Source organism: Paenibacillus chitinolyticus (assembly GCF_045038035.1).
Classification (GTDB): domain Bacteria; phylum Bacillota; class Bacilli; order Paenibacillales; family NBRC-103111; genus Paenibacillus_F; species Paenibacillus_F chitinolyticus_A.
Genome location: NZ_CP173427.1, coordinates 4215322 through 4228912 on the forward strand (window position 1 = coordinate 4215322; position 13591 = coordinate 4228912).

At 53.7% G+C, this 13591-nt stretch carries 17 protein-coding genes and 1 other RNA gene; 8 read left to right on the forward strand and 10 right to left on the reverse strand.

The window, feature by feature from the left end:
• Positions 1–35: 35 nt before the first annotated feature.
• Together ssrS and ACI48J_RS18960 are read right to left on the reverse strand one after the other, a co-directional pair.
• Positions 36–216, reverse strand: a non-coding RNA gene (gene ssrS / locus ACI48J_RS18955) — 6S RNA.
• Between the two features lie 109 nt (positions 217–325).
• Complete coding sequence (locus tag ACI48J_RS18960) at positions 326–1132, reverse strand: DUF624 domain-containing protein (protein WP_326056373.1); 807 nt, start codon at positions 1130–1132, stop codon at positions 326–328.
• A gap of 139 nt (positions 1133–1271) precedes the next feature.
• On the opposite strand from ACI48J_RS18960, the gene ACI48J_RS18965 reads away from it, so the two are divergent.
• Positions 1272–1364, forward strand: a complete 93-nt coding sequence (locus ACI48J_RS18965) for a YjcZ family sporulation protein (protein WP_326056375.1) — start codon at positions 1272–1274, stop codon at positions 1362–1364.
• A 93-nt stretch (positions 1365–1457) separates the two neighbouring features.
• On the opposite strand, the gene ACI48J_RS18970 is transcribed toward ACI48J_RS18965, so the two are convergent.
• Positions 1458–3053, reverse strand: coding sequence for a DEAD/DEAH box helicase (locus tag ACI48J_RS18970; RefSeq protein WP_405079735.1), 1596 nt, complete (start codon positions 3051–3053; stop codon positions 1458–1460).
• A 301-nt stretch (positions 3054–3354) separates the two neighbouring features.
• On the opposite strand from ACI48J_RS18970, the gene ACI48J_RS18975 reads away from it, so the two are divergent.
• The 6 genes from ACI48J_RS18975 to tatA all read left to right on the forward strand — a co-directional run bounded on the left by ACI48J_RS18975 (position 3355) and on the right by tatA (position 7045).
• Positions 3355–3888 (forward strand): DUF4178 domain-containing protein, encoded by a 534-nt coding sequence (locus tag ACI48J_RS18975; protein ID WP_009674989.1) that lies wholly within the window; start codon positions 3355–3357, stop codon positions 3886–3888.
• Between the two features lie 152 nt (positions 3889–4040).
• A complete protein-coding gene (locus ACI48J_RS18980) occupies positions 4041–4748 on the forward strand; it encodes a DUF4247 domain-containing protein (protein ID WP_405079736.1) in 708 nt (235 codons plus the stop codon).
• Positions 4749–4948: 200 nt separating this feature from the next.
• Positions 4949–5365: a DUF2188 domain-containing protein gene (locus ACI48J_RS18985; protein WP_405079738.1), complete on the forward strand. Its 417-nt coding sequence runs from the start codon at positions 4949–4951 to the stop codon at positions 5363–5365.
• 158 nt (positions 5366–5523) lie between these two features.
• Positions 5524–6345, forward strand: coding sequence for a YitT family protein (locus ACI48J_RS18990; protein ID WP_405079739.1), 822 nt, complete (start codon positions 5524–5526; stop codon positions 6343–6345).
• A gap of 156 nt (positions 6346–6501) precedes the next feature.
• A complete protein-coding gene (locus ACI48J_RS18995) occupies positions 6502–6690 on the forward strand; it encodes a hypothetical protein (RefSeq protein ID WP_369995027.1) in 189 nt (62 codons plus the stop codon).
• A gap of 133 nt (positions 6691–6823) precedes the next feature.
• On the forward strand, positions 6824–7045 hold the full coding sequence (tatA, locus tag ACI48J_RS19000; RefSeq protein WP_103997610.1) for a twin-arginine translocase TatA/TatE family subunit: 222 nt from the start codon (positions 6824–6826) through the stop codon (positions 7043–7045).
• A 174-nt stretch (positions 7046–7219) separates the two neighbouring features.
• Here tatA and ACI48J_RS19005 read toward each other — a convergent pair whose 3' ends face one another.
• From ACI48J_RS19005 to ACI48J_RS19015, 3 genes are read right to left on the reverse strand one after another with little or no spacing between them, the layout of a single operon-like run.
• Positions 7220–8116: an aldo/keto reductase gene (locus ACI48J_RS19005; RefSeq protein ID WP_405079741.1), complete on the reverse strand. Its 897-nt coding sequence runs from the start codon at positions 8114–8116 to the stop codon at positions 7220–7222.
• 26 nt (positions 8117–8142) lie between these two features.
• Positions 8143–8685 carry an NADPH-dependent FMN reductase gene (locus ACI48J_RS19010; RefSeq protein ID WP_405079742.1) on the reverse strand — a complete coding sequence of 181 codons (543 nt, stop codon included), beginning with the start codon at positions 8683–8685 and terminating at the stop codon, positions 8143–8145.
• Positions 8686–8704: 19 nt separating this feature from the next.
• Entirely contained in the window at positions 8705–8929 is a 225-nt protein-coding gene (locus ACI48J_RS19015; RefSeq protein ID WP_326056395.1) for a DUF3906 family protein, read from the reverse strand.
• A 155-nt stretch (positions 8930–9084) separates the two neighbouring features.
• Here ACI48J_RS19015 and ACI48J_RS19020 point away from each other — a divergent pair, with 155 nt between their 5' ends.
• Positions 9085–10041: a D-2-hydroxyacid dehydrogenase gene (locus ACI48J_RS19020; protein WP_405079744.1), complete on the forward strand. Its 957-nt coding sequence runs from the start codon at positions 9085–9087 to the stop codon at positions 10039–10041.
• Between the two features lie 163 nt (positions 10042–10204).
• On the opposite strand, the gene pfkA is transcribed toward ACI48J_RS19020, so the two are convergent.
• From pfkA to ACI48J_RS19040, 4 genes are all read right to left on the reverse strand, one after another.
• Positions 10205–11173 carry a 6-phosphofructokinase gene (gene pfkA, locus ACI48J_RS19025; protein ID WP_326056398.1) on the reverse strand — a complete coding sequence of 323 codons (969 nt, stop codon included), beginning with the start codon at positions 11171–11173 and terminating at the stop codon, positions 10205–10207.
• Between the two features lie 42 nt (positions 11174–11215).
• Complete coding sequence (locus ACI48J_RS19030; RefSeq protein WP_405083251.1) at positions 11216–12241, reverse strand: tetraprenyl-beta-curcumene synthase family protein; 1026 nt, start codon at positions 12239–12241, stop codon at positions 11216–11218.
• Between the two features lie 37 nt (positions 12242–12278).
• Positions 12279–12908, reverse strand: coding sequence for a hypothetical protein (locus ACI48J_RS19035; protein WP_405079745.1), 630 nt, complete (start codon positions 12906–12908; stop codon positions 12279–12281).
• 176 nt (positions 12909–13084) lie between these two features.
• Positions 13085–13399, reverse strand: a complete 315-nt coding sequence (locus ACI48J_RS19040) for a hypothetical protein (RefSeq protein WP_405079746.1) — start codon at positions 13397–13399, stop codon at positions 13085–13087.
• Between the last annotated feature and the right edge of the window lie 192 nt (positions 13400–13591).

Sequence of the window (13591 nt, forward strand, 5' to 3'; positions counted from 1 at the left end):
TCTTTTTTTATACATATAAAATCCATGATTACATAAGAAAACCCGCAAATGCCGTCCGGTTTAATAGTTTCAAACCTGCTTTAGCAGGTGGGTGATCGCAGAAACGTTTTTGAAGTCCCTTTTCGGGGGCATGTCAGCCGCGCTTCAATATGGATCTCCCGAGAAACAATCATTGGTTTAAAACAAAAGAAACCGAAACGTACATCGCAGGATTTTGTTTGTATCCCTATTATAAGACAATCGCGAACCGGATTCAACTGGAATCGACTGTCTTTTGTAAGAATAGGCCTATCGCTTCAGAACGCCGCTGAAAAAGGGACCAGGGCTACAGTTTGTCAGACTCTTTCTTTGTCGAATCGTCTTCCCGGACGGCCGCCGTATCCAGTTCAGACGCTTGTCCGTTCTCTTCCTGCTCCCGCTCGCGTTCAGCTTCTTCCATCGCCTCCTGCTTGCGTTTGATTTTCTCGAAGCTCCGGTTGAACTGCCAGAACGTAAAAGTCGCGCTGACGCTGCCCGCAAAAAATACGAGCAGGAAACTGAAACGGAAACTGATGATCACGATCGCCACGTTCCCGATAATCGTCATCACGCTAGTCACGGGGTTGCCGATCGTCAGCAGGATGGCGTTTTTGATAATTTGAAGAACCTTCATATGAAGATGGGACATGATGCAGAAAAAATTGAAAAAGGCGCCGATCAGCAGGATTCCCATGGCCAAGAACATATAGGAAAGAAGGGAAAGCGCGCTGTCGAGACCCGCATAAAAACGGTAGCTCACGAACAAAATCAGGGCAAATAAGACGAAGGCGATGCCTCCGATCATACTCTGCAGAAAGTTCTCTTTGTAGCCGCGGAAGAAGGTCTTGAACAGGGGCACATCCTCATCGCCGGTCACCCACTTACGGGCTACCGTGAACATCGCAGCCGTAGAAGGAAACAGTGTAAACGGTGCCAATATTCCCATTAAAACGAGCGATTGCATCATGATATCCGCTTGGCCCGAAGTAAGCCCGGCTAATGCAAAAAAGAAAAACGGAATGCTGCAAAGAATCCACAGCAAATTAATGGCGGACAGCCTCATGATCCATTCGGAAATCCGGTAAAAGCCGCCCATTAGTCCTCTAAATTCCAAACCCTTGTCCCCCTCTGTAGATGTTAATCTTATTATAGCCTATTTTGTAGAGCATAGGTAGCCGCCCTTTCTTTTCTTCCCCTCAGGCATATTCTGTTAAGGTAATACCGATTTAAATTATTCACGAGGAGGAGATTACATGTCTGGTGTTGGCGGTGCTTGGACTTCCACAGGTGCGATTCTGGTGCTCTTCATTCTGCTGGTTATCATCTCTCGTTCTTTCCTCTACTAATCATTCCTTAACAGATCCGCAGGAACCAATTTAACGCGAATCTCCAAAAAAAATGACGACCCGTCAGGGTCGTCATTTTGATATTCGAATCCATTAAGCGTTGGAATCTTCACTGCGGCGGGAGCTGCCGGAACGATCGGAACCGCCGCTGCGGGAGCCGTATCCGCCACCGGAACGGCTGTCACGGTCACGGTCGCGGTAATCGCGTCCGCCGTCTCTTCCACGGGAGGAAGAAGAACCGTAGCGCGATCCGCCTTGGCCGGAGCGGGAGCCGTAGCCTCCGCCGGAACGGCCGTCGCTTCTGCGGTCGCTGCCGTAGCTGAACTTGCGTCCGGAGCTGCGCACATCAACGCGGCGCTTCTTCGCACGAATCGGATCTTCCGGAGTCAGCTCGACGGATACTTCCTTCTTCTCACCACCGGTAAGAAGCTGAAGAGCCGCTGCCAGCAGGTTGACGGAATCGTATTCCTCAAGAAGCTGGATAGCTACGCCTTTGAATTCGTTATGCTTGTCTTCTTGAAGCAAGTTGATGATGCGTTCAGCCGTTACCTTCTGCTTGCCTTCCATAGCCTCGGCCGGGCTCGGCATAGGCTTCTTAGGAATGCGGTGACGGGTCACTTTCTCGATGAAGTGCAGGTGATCGATCTCACGCGGCGTTACGAACGTCCAAGCCGTTCCTTCTTTGCCCGCGCGGCCCGTACGGCCGATCCGGTGAACGTAGCTTTCCGGATCCTGCGGAAGGTCGAAGTTAACGACGTGCGTGACGCCGGAAACGTCGAGACCGCGCGCCGCTACGTCCGTAGCGACAAGCACTTCGATGCTGCCGTCACGGAATTTGCGCATCACGTTGTCGCGCTGATTCTGGGACAAGTCGCCGTGCAGGCCTTCCGCGGCATAACCGCGCTTCTGCAGGGCTTCCGCCAGCTCGTCTACACGGCGCTTCGTACGTCCGAACACGATCGCCAGTTCCGGGGATTCCATGTCGATGAGACGGCTAAGCGCTTCGAATTTCTGCTTCTCATGCACTTCGACGTAAGCCTGGTCGATAAGCGGAGCGCTTACGTGCTTAGGAATAACCGATACATGCTGAGGGTTCGTCAGGAACTGTTGAGCCAGCTTCTGGATGTTAGGAGGCATGGTTGCCGAGAAGAGCATAGTGTGGCGCTCTGCCGGTACAAGGCTCAGAATGGACTGGATGTCATCCATGAAGCCCATGTCGAGCATTTCATCCGCTTCGTCGAGAACGACGGTTTTAACGTCTTCGAGCTTGATCGTTTTACGGTTGATGTGGTCAAGCAGACGTCCCGGCGTACCGATGATGATCTGAGGTCTTTTCTTCAGCGCGCGGATTTGCTTGCCGATATCTTGTCCGCCGTAAATCGGCAGGGAGCGGATGCCTTTGAAGCGTCCGAGTTTGCTCACTTCTTCCGCAACCTGGATGGCAAGTTCGCGGGTCGGGCACATGATAAGTGCAACGATCCTGTCTTCGCTTGGCTCGATTTTGCTTACGAGAGGAATACCGAAAGCGGCCGTTTTACCCGTACCGGTCTGCGCCTGGCCGATCAGATCGTGTCCTTCAATCGCAAGCGGAATCGTTTTCTCCTGAATCGGGGTCGATTCTTCGAAACCCATTTCTGTAATAGCTTTAATTACTTTTGCATCTAAATCAAATTCTGAAAAATTTTTCAATCCGTTCATTCTCCTTTTATCCGATGAAGATTTCTCTTCTTTTATATACCCTTAAGCACGACTTTTCTTCCTTAATATCCGTTCATCCGTGCGGAAACCCTATCCCGAATTGCCCTTATCCTAATTCGTAGAGCCGCCCTTAAGAATATCTCGACTAGTATAACATATTATGCTCAAGCTTTTCCAGTGACTATTTGCCCATGTGCAGGGAGGAAGAGGGTCTGTCATCGAAACCTTAATCGCTTTTCATCGTATATAATGGACAGAAGAACACCAGATTAAACGTAAGGAGCGTCCCTTTATGTCTATATTCAAACGCGTAGGCAACATTATCCGCAGCAATAAACAGCAAGAACCGGTCAGACAAGCGAATCCCTTCGAGGAATCCCGCGTCGGCGATATCGTCAACGTCGATCTCGAGGAATACGTCGTTTCCGGGAAAGTGATTTATTTCGACCGCGGTTTCGAGCCTCACCGGTATGCGTACTATCTTCAAAGCGGCAAAGATGTCCGCTGCCTGCTGATCGAGAAAGGCCGTTCTTACGAGTGCTTCCTCTGCGATTTTATGGAGGGAGCGCTCGACGACCCGAACGACGTGCCTTCCCGGCTCGAGCTTGACGGAGAAGACACGTTCGAACTGGAGCATCACCGCAGCGATGTGACCCGTACGGAAGGCAGCACCGATTTCCGCAGCGGCGACGAAGTCATGATCTGGAGGTACTTCGGACCGGACGACCGCTATTTCTTCCTGCAGTGGCAGGACGGCAAATTCGTCGCCATGCAAGGCGAACGCACGCCGGCCTCGCAGGTCAAATTTATGCGGGCGACGCTTTAACGTCCGGCGGGCGGGAAACCGGTTTGTTCATTCCGGCGGCACACGGCGCTGAGGCTGCAGACGGCCGCACAGACTGTCTGTGCGGCTTCTCCAGTTCAAACGGAGGCTTCTGTTTTTGATTCCCCCTTCAGCCTTCAGGAGGTGCCTTCCGCTTGAACAGATGGACATCATGGATTTCCGGCCTGCTAGTATTTGTTCTGCTCACGGGCTGCGCCCCCAACGCCAGCGATTTCGTCCGGCAAGAGTATACTCTCACCAGCGCCGACGGATCGGGCAGCAATTTATCGAAAGTATACACCGCCGAGAATAAAGACGTCCCGGCAGTGGCCAAGGAACTCGCCGACCGGGAGAAGCCGCGCGAAATAAGCAAGGAATCGCAGGATCAGATGTTTCTGCTCTATCCCGACAAGGTCATCAACCTGCAGCGGGACGATCAGAACCCGGCGAACACCCTGGTCCAGGTGGATTCGATCCAATATGCCAGGGAGCATTACTCGCCCTCCTTCCTGCAGACCTTTCTGACCGTAGCCATGCTTCAATCCGTTCTCGGCGGCGGGTTTTTCAACAACCGCGGGGTCAGCGATTACCGCGGCTACCGCTCTACGCCGACCTACCGGGGGACGCCCGGGGGGTATTCGCCCGGCACGGGTACGGGCACGACCAAGCCGCCCGTAACGTCGGACCGCGAAGGGTCGTTCCGGACTCCGGGCAGCCCTTCCGGCACTACCGGCGGGATCGGTGCCGGAACGGGAGCCGGCGACCGCCGCAGCGAGATCACCAATCCCGGGCGCACAAAGGCCGGGATCGGGACAAGACCCGGAACAAGCGGCCGTTCCGGGTCGTTCAAAAGGCGGCGGTAAACCGGATGCCGGCGGCTGCCCCCTTTCCTTGCAGTACGTGCCAGTTCCCGCGCTATGCCGGGAACTGGCGAGCCGTGCGGCCGTTCGTTAAACGGCCGCACGGCTTTTTTACATAGATCGCTCCTGCTTAATTCTTCCGCGTTTCGGGTAAAAGAACAACGAACGAGCAACAGAACCGTTGCCCGGAAGGAGGAAAGATCATGCCTTGGACCAAGAACGACTATCCGCCCTCAATGAAAAATTTGCCCGAGCGGGTCCGCGATAAAGCCGTTGAAATCGCCAACGCCCTGCTGGATGACGGATACGAGGAAGGCCGCGCGATCGCGATCGCTACCGCGAAGGCGGAGGAATGGGAAGAAAATCATCCCGATCACCGGAGCGGCGGCAAAAGCGGTACGGGACGCCGGGCTTCTTCCTCTCACTCCTCACCGCTCCATGTCGTACCGGACGGCGACGGCTGGGCCGTTAAAGCCGAGGGCGAAGATAAGCCTCGTTATGAAGCGGACACGAAAAGCGAGGCGGTCAAAAAAGCCGACGAACTTGCTTCGGACGCCAACACGAGAGCCGTCATCCACCGGAAGGACGGCACCGTTCAGAACTCGCACAATTACTCCTAACCCCACAAACGGACCGGCTGAAAGTAACCTGAGCGGCAGAATGACAGGTTTATTTTCGAAAAGGTCCGTTTTTTTATTATCCTCCGGTCAATTCCTCTTGATGTTTATCCCGGATGAGTGGTACTTTTAATCTGCATACTACTTCTTGAGGTGATCGTGTGGACAAAAAAGCGATTTCCATCGCGGTTGTAATACTCGGCGCGGCACTCGTCGCGTTCGGCTTTAACATGTTTCTTATTCCGCACGAACTCCTGAGCGGCGGAGTATCCGGTATTGCGATGGTAATCGGTTACTTGACGAACATGAATATTTCCATTTTATACTTCGTCCTGAACCTGCCCTTGATCATCTGGGGGCTTGTCATTATCGGACGCCGGTTCATCATTATCAGCATCGGTTCCGTTATCGCTACGACCTGGTTCATGCAGATCATACCGGTCCGTGAGCTTGTGCAGGAGCCTATACTCGGAGCCGTATTCGGCGGCGTGCTTGTGGGAATCGGCGCCGGCATCACGATGCGGGCGGGCGGCTCCACGGGCGGGTTCGACATCGTGGGGTCCATTCTGACGCGCAAGCGCGATTTTCCTCTCGGCCAGATGCTGTTCGCTTTGAACGGCGGCGTTATTTTTATGCTCGGTTATTTTAAAAACAACTGGGACCTCGCCCTCTTTTCGATGCTGTCCATTTATATTGCCGGCAAGGTGATCGATACGATTCATATCCGCCATATCAAAGTGACCGCCTTCATCGTGACGAAGCAGAGGGAGGCGCTTCTGGAGAAGCTTCTCGTGATTCCGCGCGGGGTGACCGTTATCCGTACGGAAGGGGCTTATACGAATCAAGAGCAGAGTCTGCTGATGACGGTAACGACGCGTTACGAACTGGTCGGCCTGCAGAAAATCATTAAAGAAACCGATCCTAAAGCATTCGTGAACGTGGTCGAAACGGTCGGTGTCCTCGGAGAATTCCGCCGTCAATAGCACCGGATTTAATCGGGAGCCCTCCACGATGTGCCAATGCAACCCGCCGCTCTTTATGGTATAATGAAAGAAGGCTTCAGCTTGGCTTTATTTCGGTTTACGAGTAATATTTCCGCTTAGCTTTCTCATCAAATCCGGATAGGAAGGATGATGGAAATGGAAACCGTAAAACTGTCTCATATCGTGAAGACTTACACCCCAGAGCTTTATACGTTTTTAACGCGTACGGAACTCAATTCCGAAATCGTCCTCGTGAACGGAATGCAGTCCCTGGATCAGGAAGATGTGATTGAAATTGTACAGTTTAGCATAAACGAGAACCGCAAAGACGCCTTCCTCCAGTAGGAGGGCGTCTTTTTTACGAGCATGTTCACAAAAAAGTAGCAAATGAACTGGATTGGTGTCCCATTACATGGTATGATAAGGTCACGATTGAATAGCCTGGTTGCATGCCGGCATCGAATTGGAGGTACATGTAATGAATTTTTTCTCTCCATGGCATTTACTGCTCGTTGTTCTAGTTGCTTTACTGCTATTCGGACCAAGCAAACTGCCTGAACTGGGACGCGGCTTCGGACGGATGTTCAGAGAATTCAAAGACGCGACTAACGGTCTCGTTTCCGACGAACCGAATCAAGCGGCTCCGGCGCGTAAAGAAGTCAACACTAATTCTTCCGTTGAAGAAGAAGCGCGGAAATAATTTTATACGCCCCTCTATACACACAAGACTCCGCGTCGATGCATGCAGGGTCTTTTTTATTTGTACATAAGCTGTAAAATAAAAAACAGACCGGCGAGAGAGTTCTCCAGCCGGTCTGTTTTGCGAAAGGCTCTTGCGGATTGAACCATCCGGACGAAGCGTCCCGGCTCTGTTTCAGCGCAATCCCGGCCAGTTCCCCCGGGACGCCTGCTGCCAGCGGCCTCTGATTTCGGCAATCGCTTCGATCGGCAGCGGCCCCCGGGAGAGGAAGGCCGCATTCTCTTCCCAGCGTCCCGGACGCGTCGTTCCCACGATGGCCGTATGGACGCCGGGCACCGACAGAGTGAACCGGAGCGCATAAGCGATGGCTTCCGGTACGGATTCGTTCAGAAAATAGTACCTCAGCTGCTTCAAGCGCTCCCAGTACTCGTGGTGATAACTGTCGGCAGGCTTCTCTCCCGTCCGCCAAGCGGCGTTAGCAAGGGGCCTCTTCGCGATGACGCCCATCCCCCGCTGCCGGGCTTCGGGAATCGTCAGCTCGATCGCCTCCTGATCGGCTATGCTGAGCGACGTCTGAAGCGTGTCGAACAACCCCGTCCGGACGGCGTACAGGGCGGCTTGCCCGTCTCCGCTGCATCCGATGAAGCGGGTTTTGCCCTGCTTCTTGAACTTCTCAAGAAGCCCGATCACTTCCCCCCGGCGTAAAATCTCCTCCGGGCAGCTGTGCAGCTGAAGCAAATCCACATAGTCGGTTTTCAGACGCTTCAGGCTGCGGTCGATGCTTTTCTCAAGCATTCCCAAATCCCAGTCTTCTTCTTGAAAGCCGGCGTTATGGCCGATTTTGGTAAACAAGCTGAATTCCGCCCGGCGGTGCGAGACGGCTTTTCCGATTAATTCTTCGGAATCTTTGTAGCATTCTCCGGTATCGATGACGGTAAGTCCCGCGTCCAGCGCACGGCCCAGCAGATTTTCCACCGTTTCCGGGTCAATGCTCTGGTAGCCGATTTCGGCGCCTCCGAATCCAAGCGGGCTTACCTGCAGGCCTGTCCGGCCCAAAATCCTCTTTTCCATCCCGATGCCCGACTCTCCTTTCGACCTTAAACGGATTTACGGAAAGTCTCTGTCATGGACAGGAAGTAAGTGACCGTTCTAAGAATACGTTCGCGGATTTGAACCGTTTCCGGCTCGCCCTGTTCGTTAAACGTCCGGCCCGCGCCCCCGATGGAAATCCATTCCGGGCAGTTAACGCCGTGAAGGTTGCGGACAACCGTCTGAAGCTGCTGCAGCGAGCTGACTCCGACAGCGCCGCCCGCGGAACTCATCGACAGCACGACTTTGCCGTCCACGTACTGGGCGTCCATGTGATCGAGCGCGTTTTTCAGTACGCCGCTCATGGCGCCATGGTATTCCGGCGTAGCCAGAACGATGCCGTCCGCCTCCATGACCGCTTTTTTCATATGGATCAGATTCTCGTCCTCGACTACGCTCGGATCCGGGCTGTAGAGCGGGACAGGCTGTTTGTACAGGTCGACCAGGGTCACTTCCGCCCCCTTTTCCGTCAATACTTGTCCGACATAGGCGCTCAAAAGGGTTGTGCTTGCCCCTTCGCGGTTGCTCCCGCTAATAATTACGATTTTCATTTTTCCGTTTCCTCTTTTCCTAAACCGGACTCTCGACGGCGGATTCGATTACGTACCCCGCGCCGTTTCCGACCCGTTTTTTCTCAATGATCGTCGTTTGCACGACTTCAGGCGCCACTGTGAAATGACGGACAAGATGACCTTCTACCGCATCGAACGCCTTAGCGTCCGTTTCGGCCACAACAATCAGATAAGCCAAACTTTCTTTAAGCTCCAGCTCTATTTTGTATAAGAACACCTTCATACCCTCCTTCTCCCACCGATATACTCGGCATCTCTGCAAGATTCCCTTTATGTTACCAAATTGTCATGGATTTGCCTAGATGATCCTCGGCTGCCCGCGCTTGTTTTCTTTCTCTTCCTCTTTTGTTTAATATATAGAAAAAGGAGCTGACCCCTATGCTGACTATAACGGCCTTGACGAAAATGGACTTGACGTATTTGCAGGATCATCTGCCTGAAGATTTAAAAAACGCCGTCTCTCTGGCGCAATTTCCGACTGCCGAAGAGGCGGGAGACCGGCTCGCTTCCACGGATATACTTCTCACTTCCGGAGCGTTTCAAGACGACTGGCTCCCTCTGCTGCCCAAGCTGCGCTGGTTTCAAAGCCTCTCGGCCGGTGTCGACAAGCTGCCTCTCCGCCAATTGGACGAGAAAGGCATCCAGGTAACCAACATGAGCGGTGTCCACTCCATCCAAATGAGCGAATATGCGCTGTCCGTCATGCTGGACTTCGTCCGCCGTACACATACGCTTAGGGAGAGCCAGAGCCGCAAGGAATGGAATCACCGGATTCGTACCGCAGAGCTCCACGGCCAGACGCTCGGCCTTATCGGCACGGGAGCGATAGGTTCGGAAGTAGCCCGGAAGGCGAAGGCATTCGATATGAAGGTGATCGGCTACAGCCGCTCCGGCCGGGACAAGGAATATTTCGACGATATGCGAAAAGGAAAGAGCGGCCTTCACTCTCTCCTGCGCGAATCCGATTTTGTCGTCGTGATCGTCCCCGCCACGCGCGAAACGGAAAACCTGATCCGGGCCGAAGAGCTGGCCCTCATGAAACCGTCGGCGTTTCTCGTCAATATGGCCCGCGGCAGCGTGATCGATGAGACGGCTCTGATCGAGGCACTGCGGAAAGGCACCCTTGCCGGTGCGGCGCTGGACGTATTCCGGGAAGAGCCGCTTCCCGCGGATTCCCCGCTCTGGGGAATGGAGCAGGCTGCCCTTACGCCTCATATCGCGGGAAATACGCCGAAATATGTAGAGCGGTGCGCGGAAATTTTATTTCCGAATATCCGCCGTTTTATCGAAAATAAACCGTTGATGAACCGGATCGATCCGGACCACGGTTATTAATAAGCGCCGCTTTGCGCCGGGTCTGCAGTCGGATAGGACGGGACTCGATGCGGCCGCATTTATCACAAAAGCCTTCCTCCTCCATATGCCCGCTGAGGCCGTGGAGAAGGAAGGCTTTTGTCTGCTTGCTTGTCCCGGCGTACCGGCCACCTGCATCGCAGGATTACTGCGACAAGCGGAGTGCAAGATTGTACAATTCCATGTTGAACGGACGCTTCGTATTCACGACAAGATCGATATCCGTCGCAACGAGTTCGCCTTTGATCACGCCGCAGGATTTGCCGGAGTCGCCCTCGATGAGTCTGCGCACGGCGAAGTCTCCGAGGCGGCTTGCCAGAATGCGGTCCGTATGAGTCGGCGTTCCGCCGCGCTGAATGTGGCCGAGAACGGTCACGCGGGCATCAATTCCGTTATGCTCCATGATCTGGCGGGCGATGTCGTCCCCTTTGCCGGCGCCTTCGGCAACGAGAATAATGCTGTGACGCTTGCCGTGGGCGAAGTTATCGCTCATCCGTTTCGCGATTTCCTGGCAGTCGTGAGGCACTTCCGGCACGAGGATCGTCTCGGCGCCGCTCGCGAGTCCCGCGTACAGGGCGATTTCGCCGCAGTGACGGCCCATGACTTCGACCACCGAGGAGCGCTCATGCGAAGTCATCGTATCGCGGAGCTTGTTAATCGCGTCTACGACGATGCTGACAGCGGTGTCGAATCCGATGGTGAAATCGGTGAAGGCAATGTCGTTGTCGATGGTGCCCGGAAGACCCATGGTCTTGATTCCGAGCTTGCTCAGCTTGTTAGCCCCTTGATAAGAGCCGTCTCCGCCGATAACGATCAGGCCGTCGATGCCTCTGCTGCGGAGATTGTCCGCCCCGAGCTGCTGGCCTTCCGGCGTCATGAATTCCTTGGAACGGGCCGTCTGCAGGATCGTTCCTCCACGCTGGATAATATCTCCTACGCTTCTTAGATCCATTTCCGTAATATCGTTCTTAATCAGTCCCTGGTAGCCGCGCTGGACCCCGAAAACCTTCACACCGTGATAGAGTGCGCTGCGCACAACGGCGCGTACGGCTGCGTTCATTCCTTGGGAATCGCCGCCGCTCGTAAGAACTGCGATGGATTTTACTGCTGTCATTAAAGTTCCTCCTTGCTTATCTATGAGCAATATAATGAGAGATCAGGACGTTTTGCGGATCACAAGGCTGTTTATCCAGAAAAACAAACGGCTGATCGTACTGTCTTTCATCAAATTCCGGGATATTTGCCGGACAACCGGCTGGTCTTTCACTTTGGGGTCGGACAAATAAAGGGCAAGCAGCCCTTCAATAACCATGCGGTGGAAAGCGGCGTCTTCCAGCTTCGAAGCGCCTTCCTTGGCCTGTTCGGCCACATAAGCGATCCGCCGGATCGTTTCATCCATATCCGCGTAGTAAAAACAAAAATTCAAATCTCCCCCGACACGGTCTTCTTCCTGGTCGATGAGATAATCCAGCAGAATATGAAGCCCGCATACGTAAGGGAAATAGGCGCTTTTAATCCCCTCCACCCGCCGACGGTCCAAATTGCGGTCCGAAGCCGCCGCGAACAGCATGAACATGCCGAGCGTCGAGCCGGTTGCCGCCGAAAATTCGTTCCAAGTCAAATCGGGGTAGTTCGCGCTATGTTCCTCCCACCAGTCCAGCAGGGCTTGTTCGCGAAGTTCCGGGCGAATATGTTTGTATACCTGCAAATCACAATACAGCCCCACAAGCGAGCGGACCGCATCGGCCGCCAGCCCGTATGAAGGAAGCTCGGCAATGCTTTTCTGGCAGGTCTGTACGAGTTTGACCAGATAGCCGTTGTCTTCTTTCTCAAGACGGTAGGCGTAATAATCGTGAAGGGGGGCCGCCGGGTCGACCGCGTCCAGCATGGATTGATGCAGCATCCGGAAATCCTGCGGGTCCAGTGAAGTACTGCGGTCGCACAGGTTGTCCAAGTAGTCGCTGATGGTCTGGAACGCGACAATCAGCGAAATGAGCGCCTGCCTCATCGGTAAATTGATTACCGCATAAATGGCGCCGCCCTGACAGTGAAACTGTTTGGATGTCATGCTGGCAATCGCCTGCGTCCGCAGCTCCGCGTCCGGAATCCGCTCCGCTTCGCGGCGCCAGCCCTCCAATTCCCGTTTAACGCCCGGAAGCACATATTTGTATACCCGGTACATTAGGCCCAAAGGCCCCCGGGGAACGTTTAAAGATGGTTTATTCGGCAAGTTCAACGAGTTCTCCTCCATAACACTGGCGATAGCAGTAGGCAAGCAGCAGTTTAAACTCCAGGTATTGGATATGGGTGAGCCAAGCTTCAATGTCCGGATTTTGCAGCAGGGTTACCTGAAGCTCGACGGCATCCGCAAATACGGAGGAATTCCATTCTGGAGAAGTGACGAGAACGTCAATCTTCGCTTTCATCGCTTCATGCTCTATCGCCCGGAGCCCCGGCTGACGGTCCAGAAAGGACCGGACCTCGTTGACCAGGTCGGTATGGATCGGATGGTTGCCCGCGTCCTGCAGCCAATACTTCGCATTGCTGTAGTCGCCTTCCATCCGGTGCATCAGACCGTGCCAATAGCTTCCGGTTTCATTTGTAATGGACTGGGAAATTTCATGACTGTTGTCAAGACTCTCATTTAACAGATAGAGTCCCGATTTTAGCGCCAGTGCATAAGGTTCTTTATCTGAATTGTCTCCGCTTAACGCGGAAACCTGAAGTTTGTCGATCCGGACATCGATCAGCGAATCCCATTCTTCGATCGGATACAGCGAAGGCTGCCTCCCGAGCAAAGGCTTGACGATCAGTCTGATCCAAGACGGTTTCTCATTTTCTGTTGGCACCTCGAGCACTCCTTCCTGCGGCTCAGACCTGGCGCTTCAGATCCAATCTCAATTTTTCTTTCTATCTTACCAGAATTGCGGAGCTTTTACACCTTGTCTCCTCCGGCAGTCCTGCCGCAGCAGAAACCCGTGCGTATCCGCGCAGAGAGAAAATCACCGGAAGGAGCCCTCTGCCGTTAACCGTGTATCTTGCTTTCCACTTCCTGATTCATCCGGAACCAGAGATGAAGGTCGTTGATGGCGCTGGCCAGATCGGCAATCTGCGAATTAAGCGTGCAGGAAACCGGAAAATCGTCCTCGACGTTCAACTTGTTCTGCTTGGCGATAATCTGTCCTTCAAGCTGCTTGATCCGGTCCGGTATCGTTCCGCGTATTTGCTCCCACTGAAACAGTATGGACTCTCTTTCCCTTAAAGAGTATTCTTCCCACTCCTTATCGAACTCGGGGACCGGGATTCCCAATCGCTCGTCAAAAATAAAACGGCAGGTCACAAGGCACCCCCTTCAGCTTAATCCGGCGCGATGTCTAACAATCTTATCTTCTAATGTATCACGATGCGCCGTGACCTTTCCACTACAAGTTACCGGTAATTTGCACCCTGCCGTTACCCGCATCCTACTCCATCCCAATTATACCGGGATATGACTTTTGTCATGGCCTCGGAGGGTCCATGCAGGTCCTCA

Coding starts and splice junctions, on each gene's coding strand:
- tatA (WP_103997610.1), top strand. CDS start 6,824: ATGAATTTTTTCTCTCCATGGCATTTACTGCTCGTTGTTCTAGTTGCT.
- ACI48J_RS18985 (WP_405079738.1), top strand. CDS start 4,949: ATGCCTTGGACCAAGAACGACTATCCGCCCTCAATGAAAAATTTGCCC.
- ACI48J_RS19010 (WP_405079742.1), bottom strand. CDS start 8,685: ATGAAAATCGTAATTATTAGCGGGAGCAACCGCGAAGGGGCAAGCACA.
- ACI48J_RS19015 (WP_326056395.1), bottom strand. CDS start 8,929: ATGAAGGTGTTCTTATACAAAATAGAGCTGGAGCTTAAAGAAAGTTTG.
- ACI48J_RS19020 (WP_405079744.1), top strand. CDS start 9,085: ATGCTGACTATAACGGCCTTGACGAAAATGGACTTGACGTATTTGCAG.
- ACI48J_RS18965 (WP_326056375.1), top strand. CDS start 1,272: ATGTCTGGTGTTGGCGGTGCTTGGACTTCCACAGGTGCGATTCTGGTG.
- ACI48J_RS19005 (WP_405079741.1), bottom strand. CDS start 8,116: ATGGAAAAGAGGATTTTGGGCCGGACAGGCCTGCAGGTAAGCCCGCTT.
- ACI48J_RS18995 (WP_369995027.1), top strand. CDS start 6,502: ATGGAAACCGTAAAACTGTCTCATATCGTGAAGACTTACACCCCAGAG.
- pfkA (WP_326056398.1), bottom strand. CDS start 11,173: ATGACAGCAGTAAAATCCATCGCAGTTCTTACGAGCGGCGGCGATTCC.
- ACI48J_RS19030 (WP_405083251.1), bottom strand. CDS start 12,241: ATGTACCGGGTATACAAATATGTGCTTCCGGGCGTTAAACGGGAATTG.
- ACI48J_RS18975 (WP_009674989.1), top strand. CDS start 3,355: ATGTCTATATTCAAACGCGTAGGCAACATTATCCGCAGCAATAAACAG.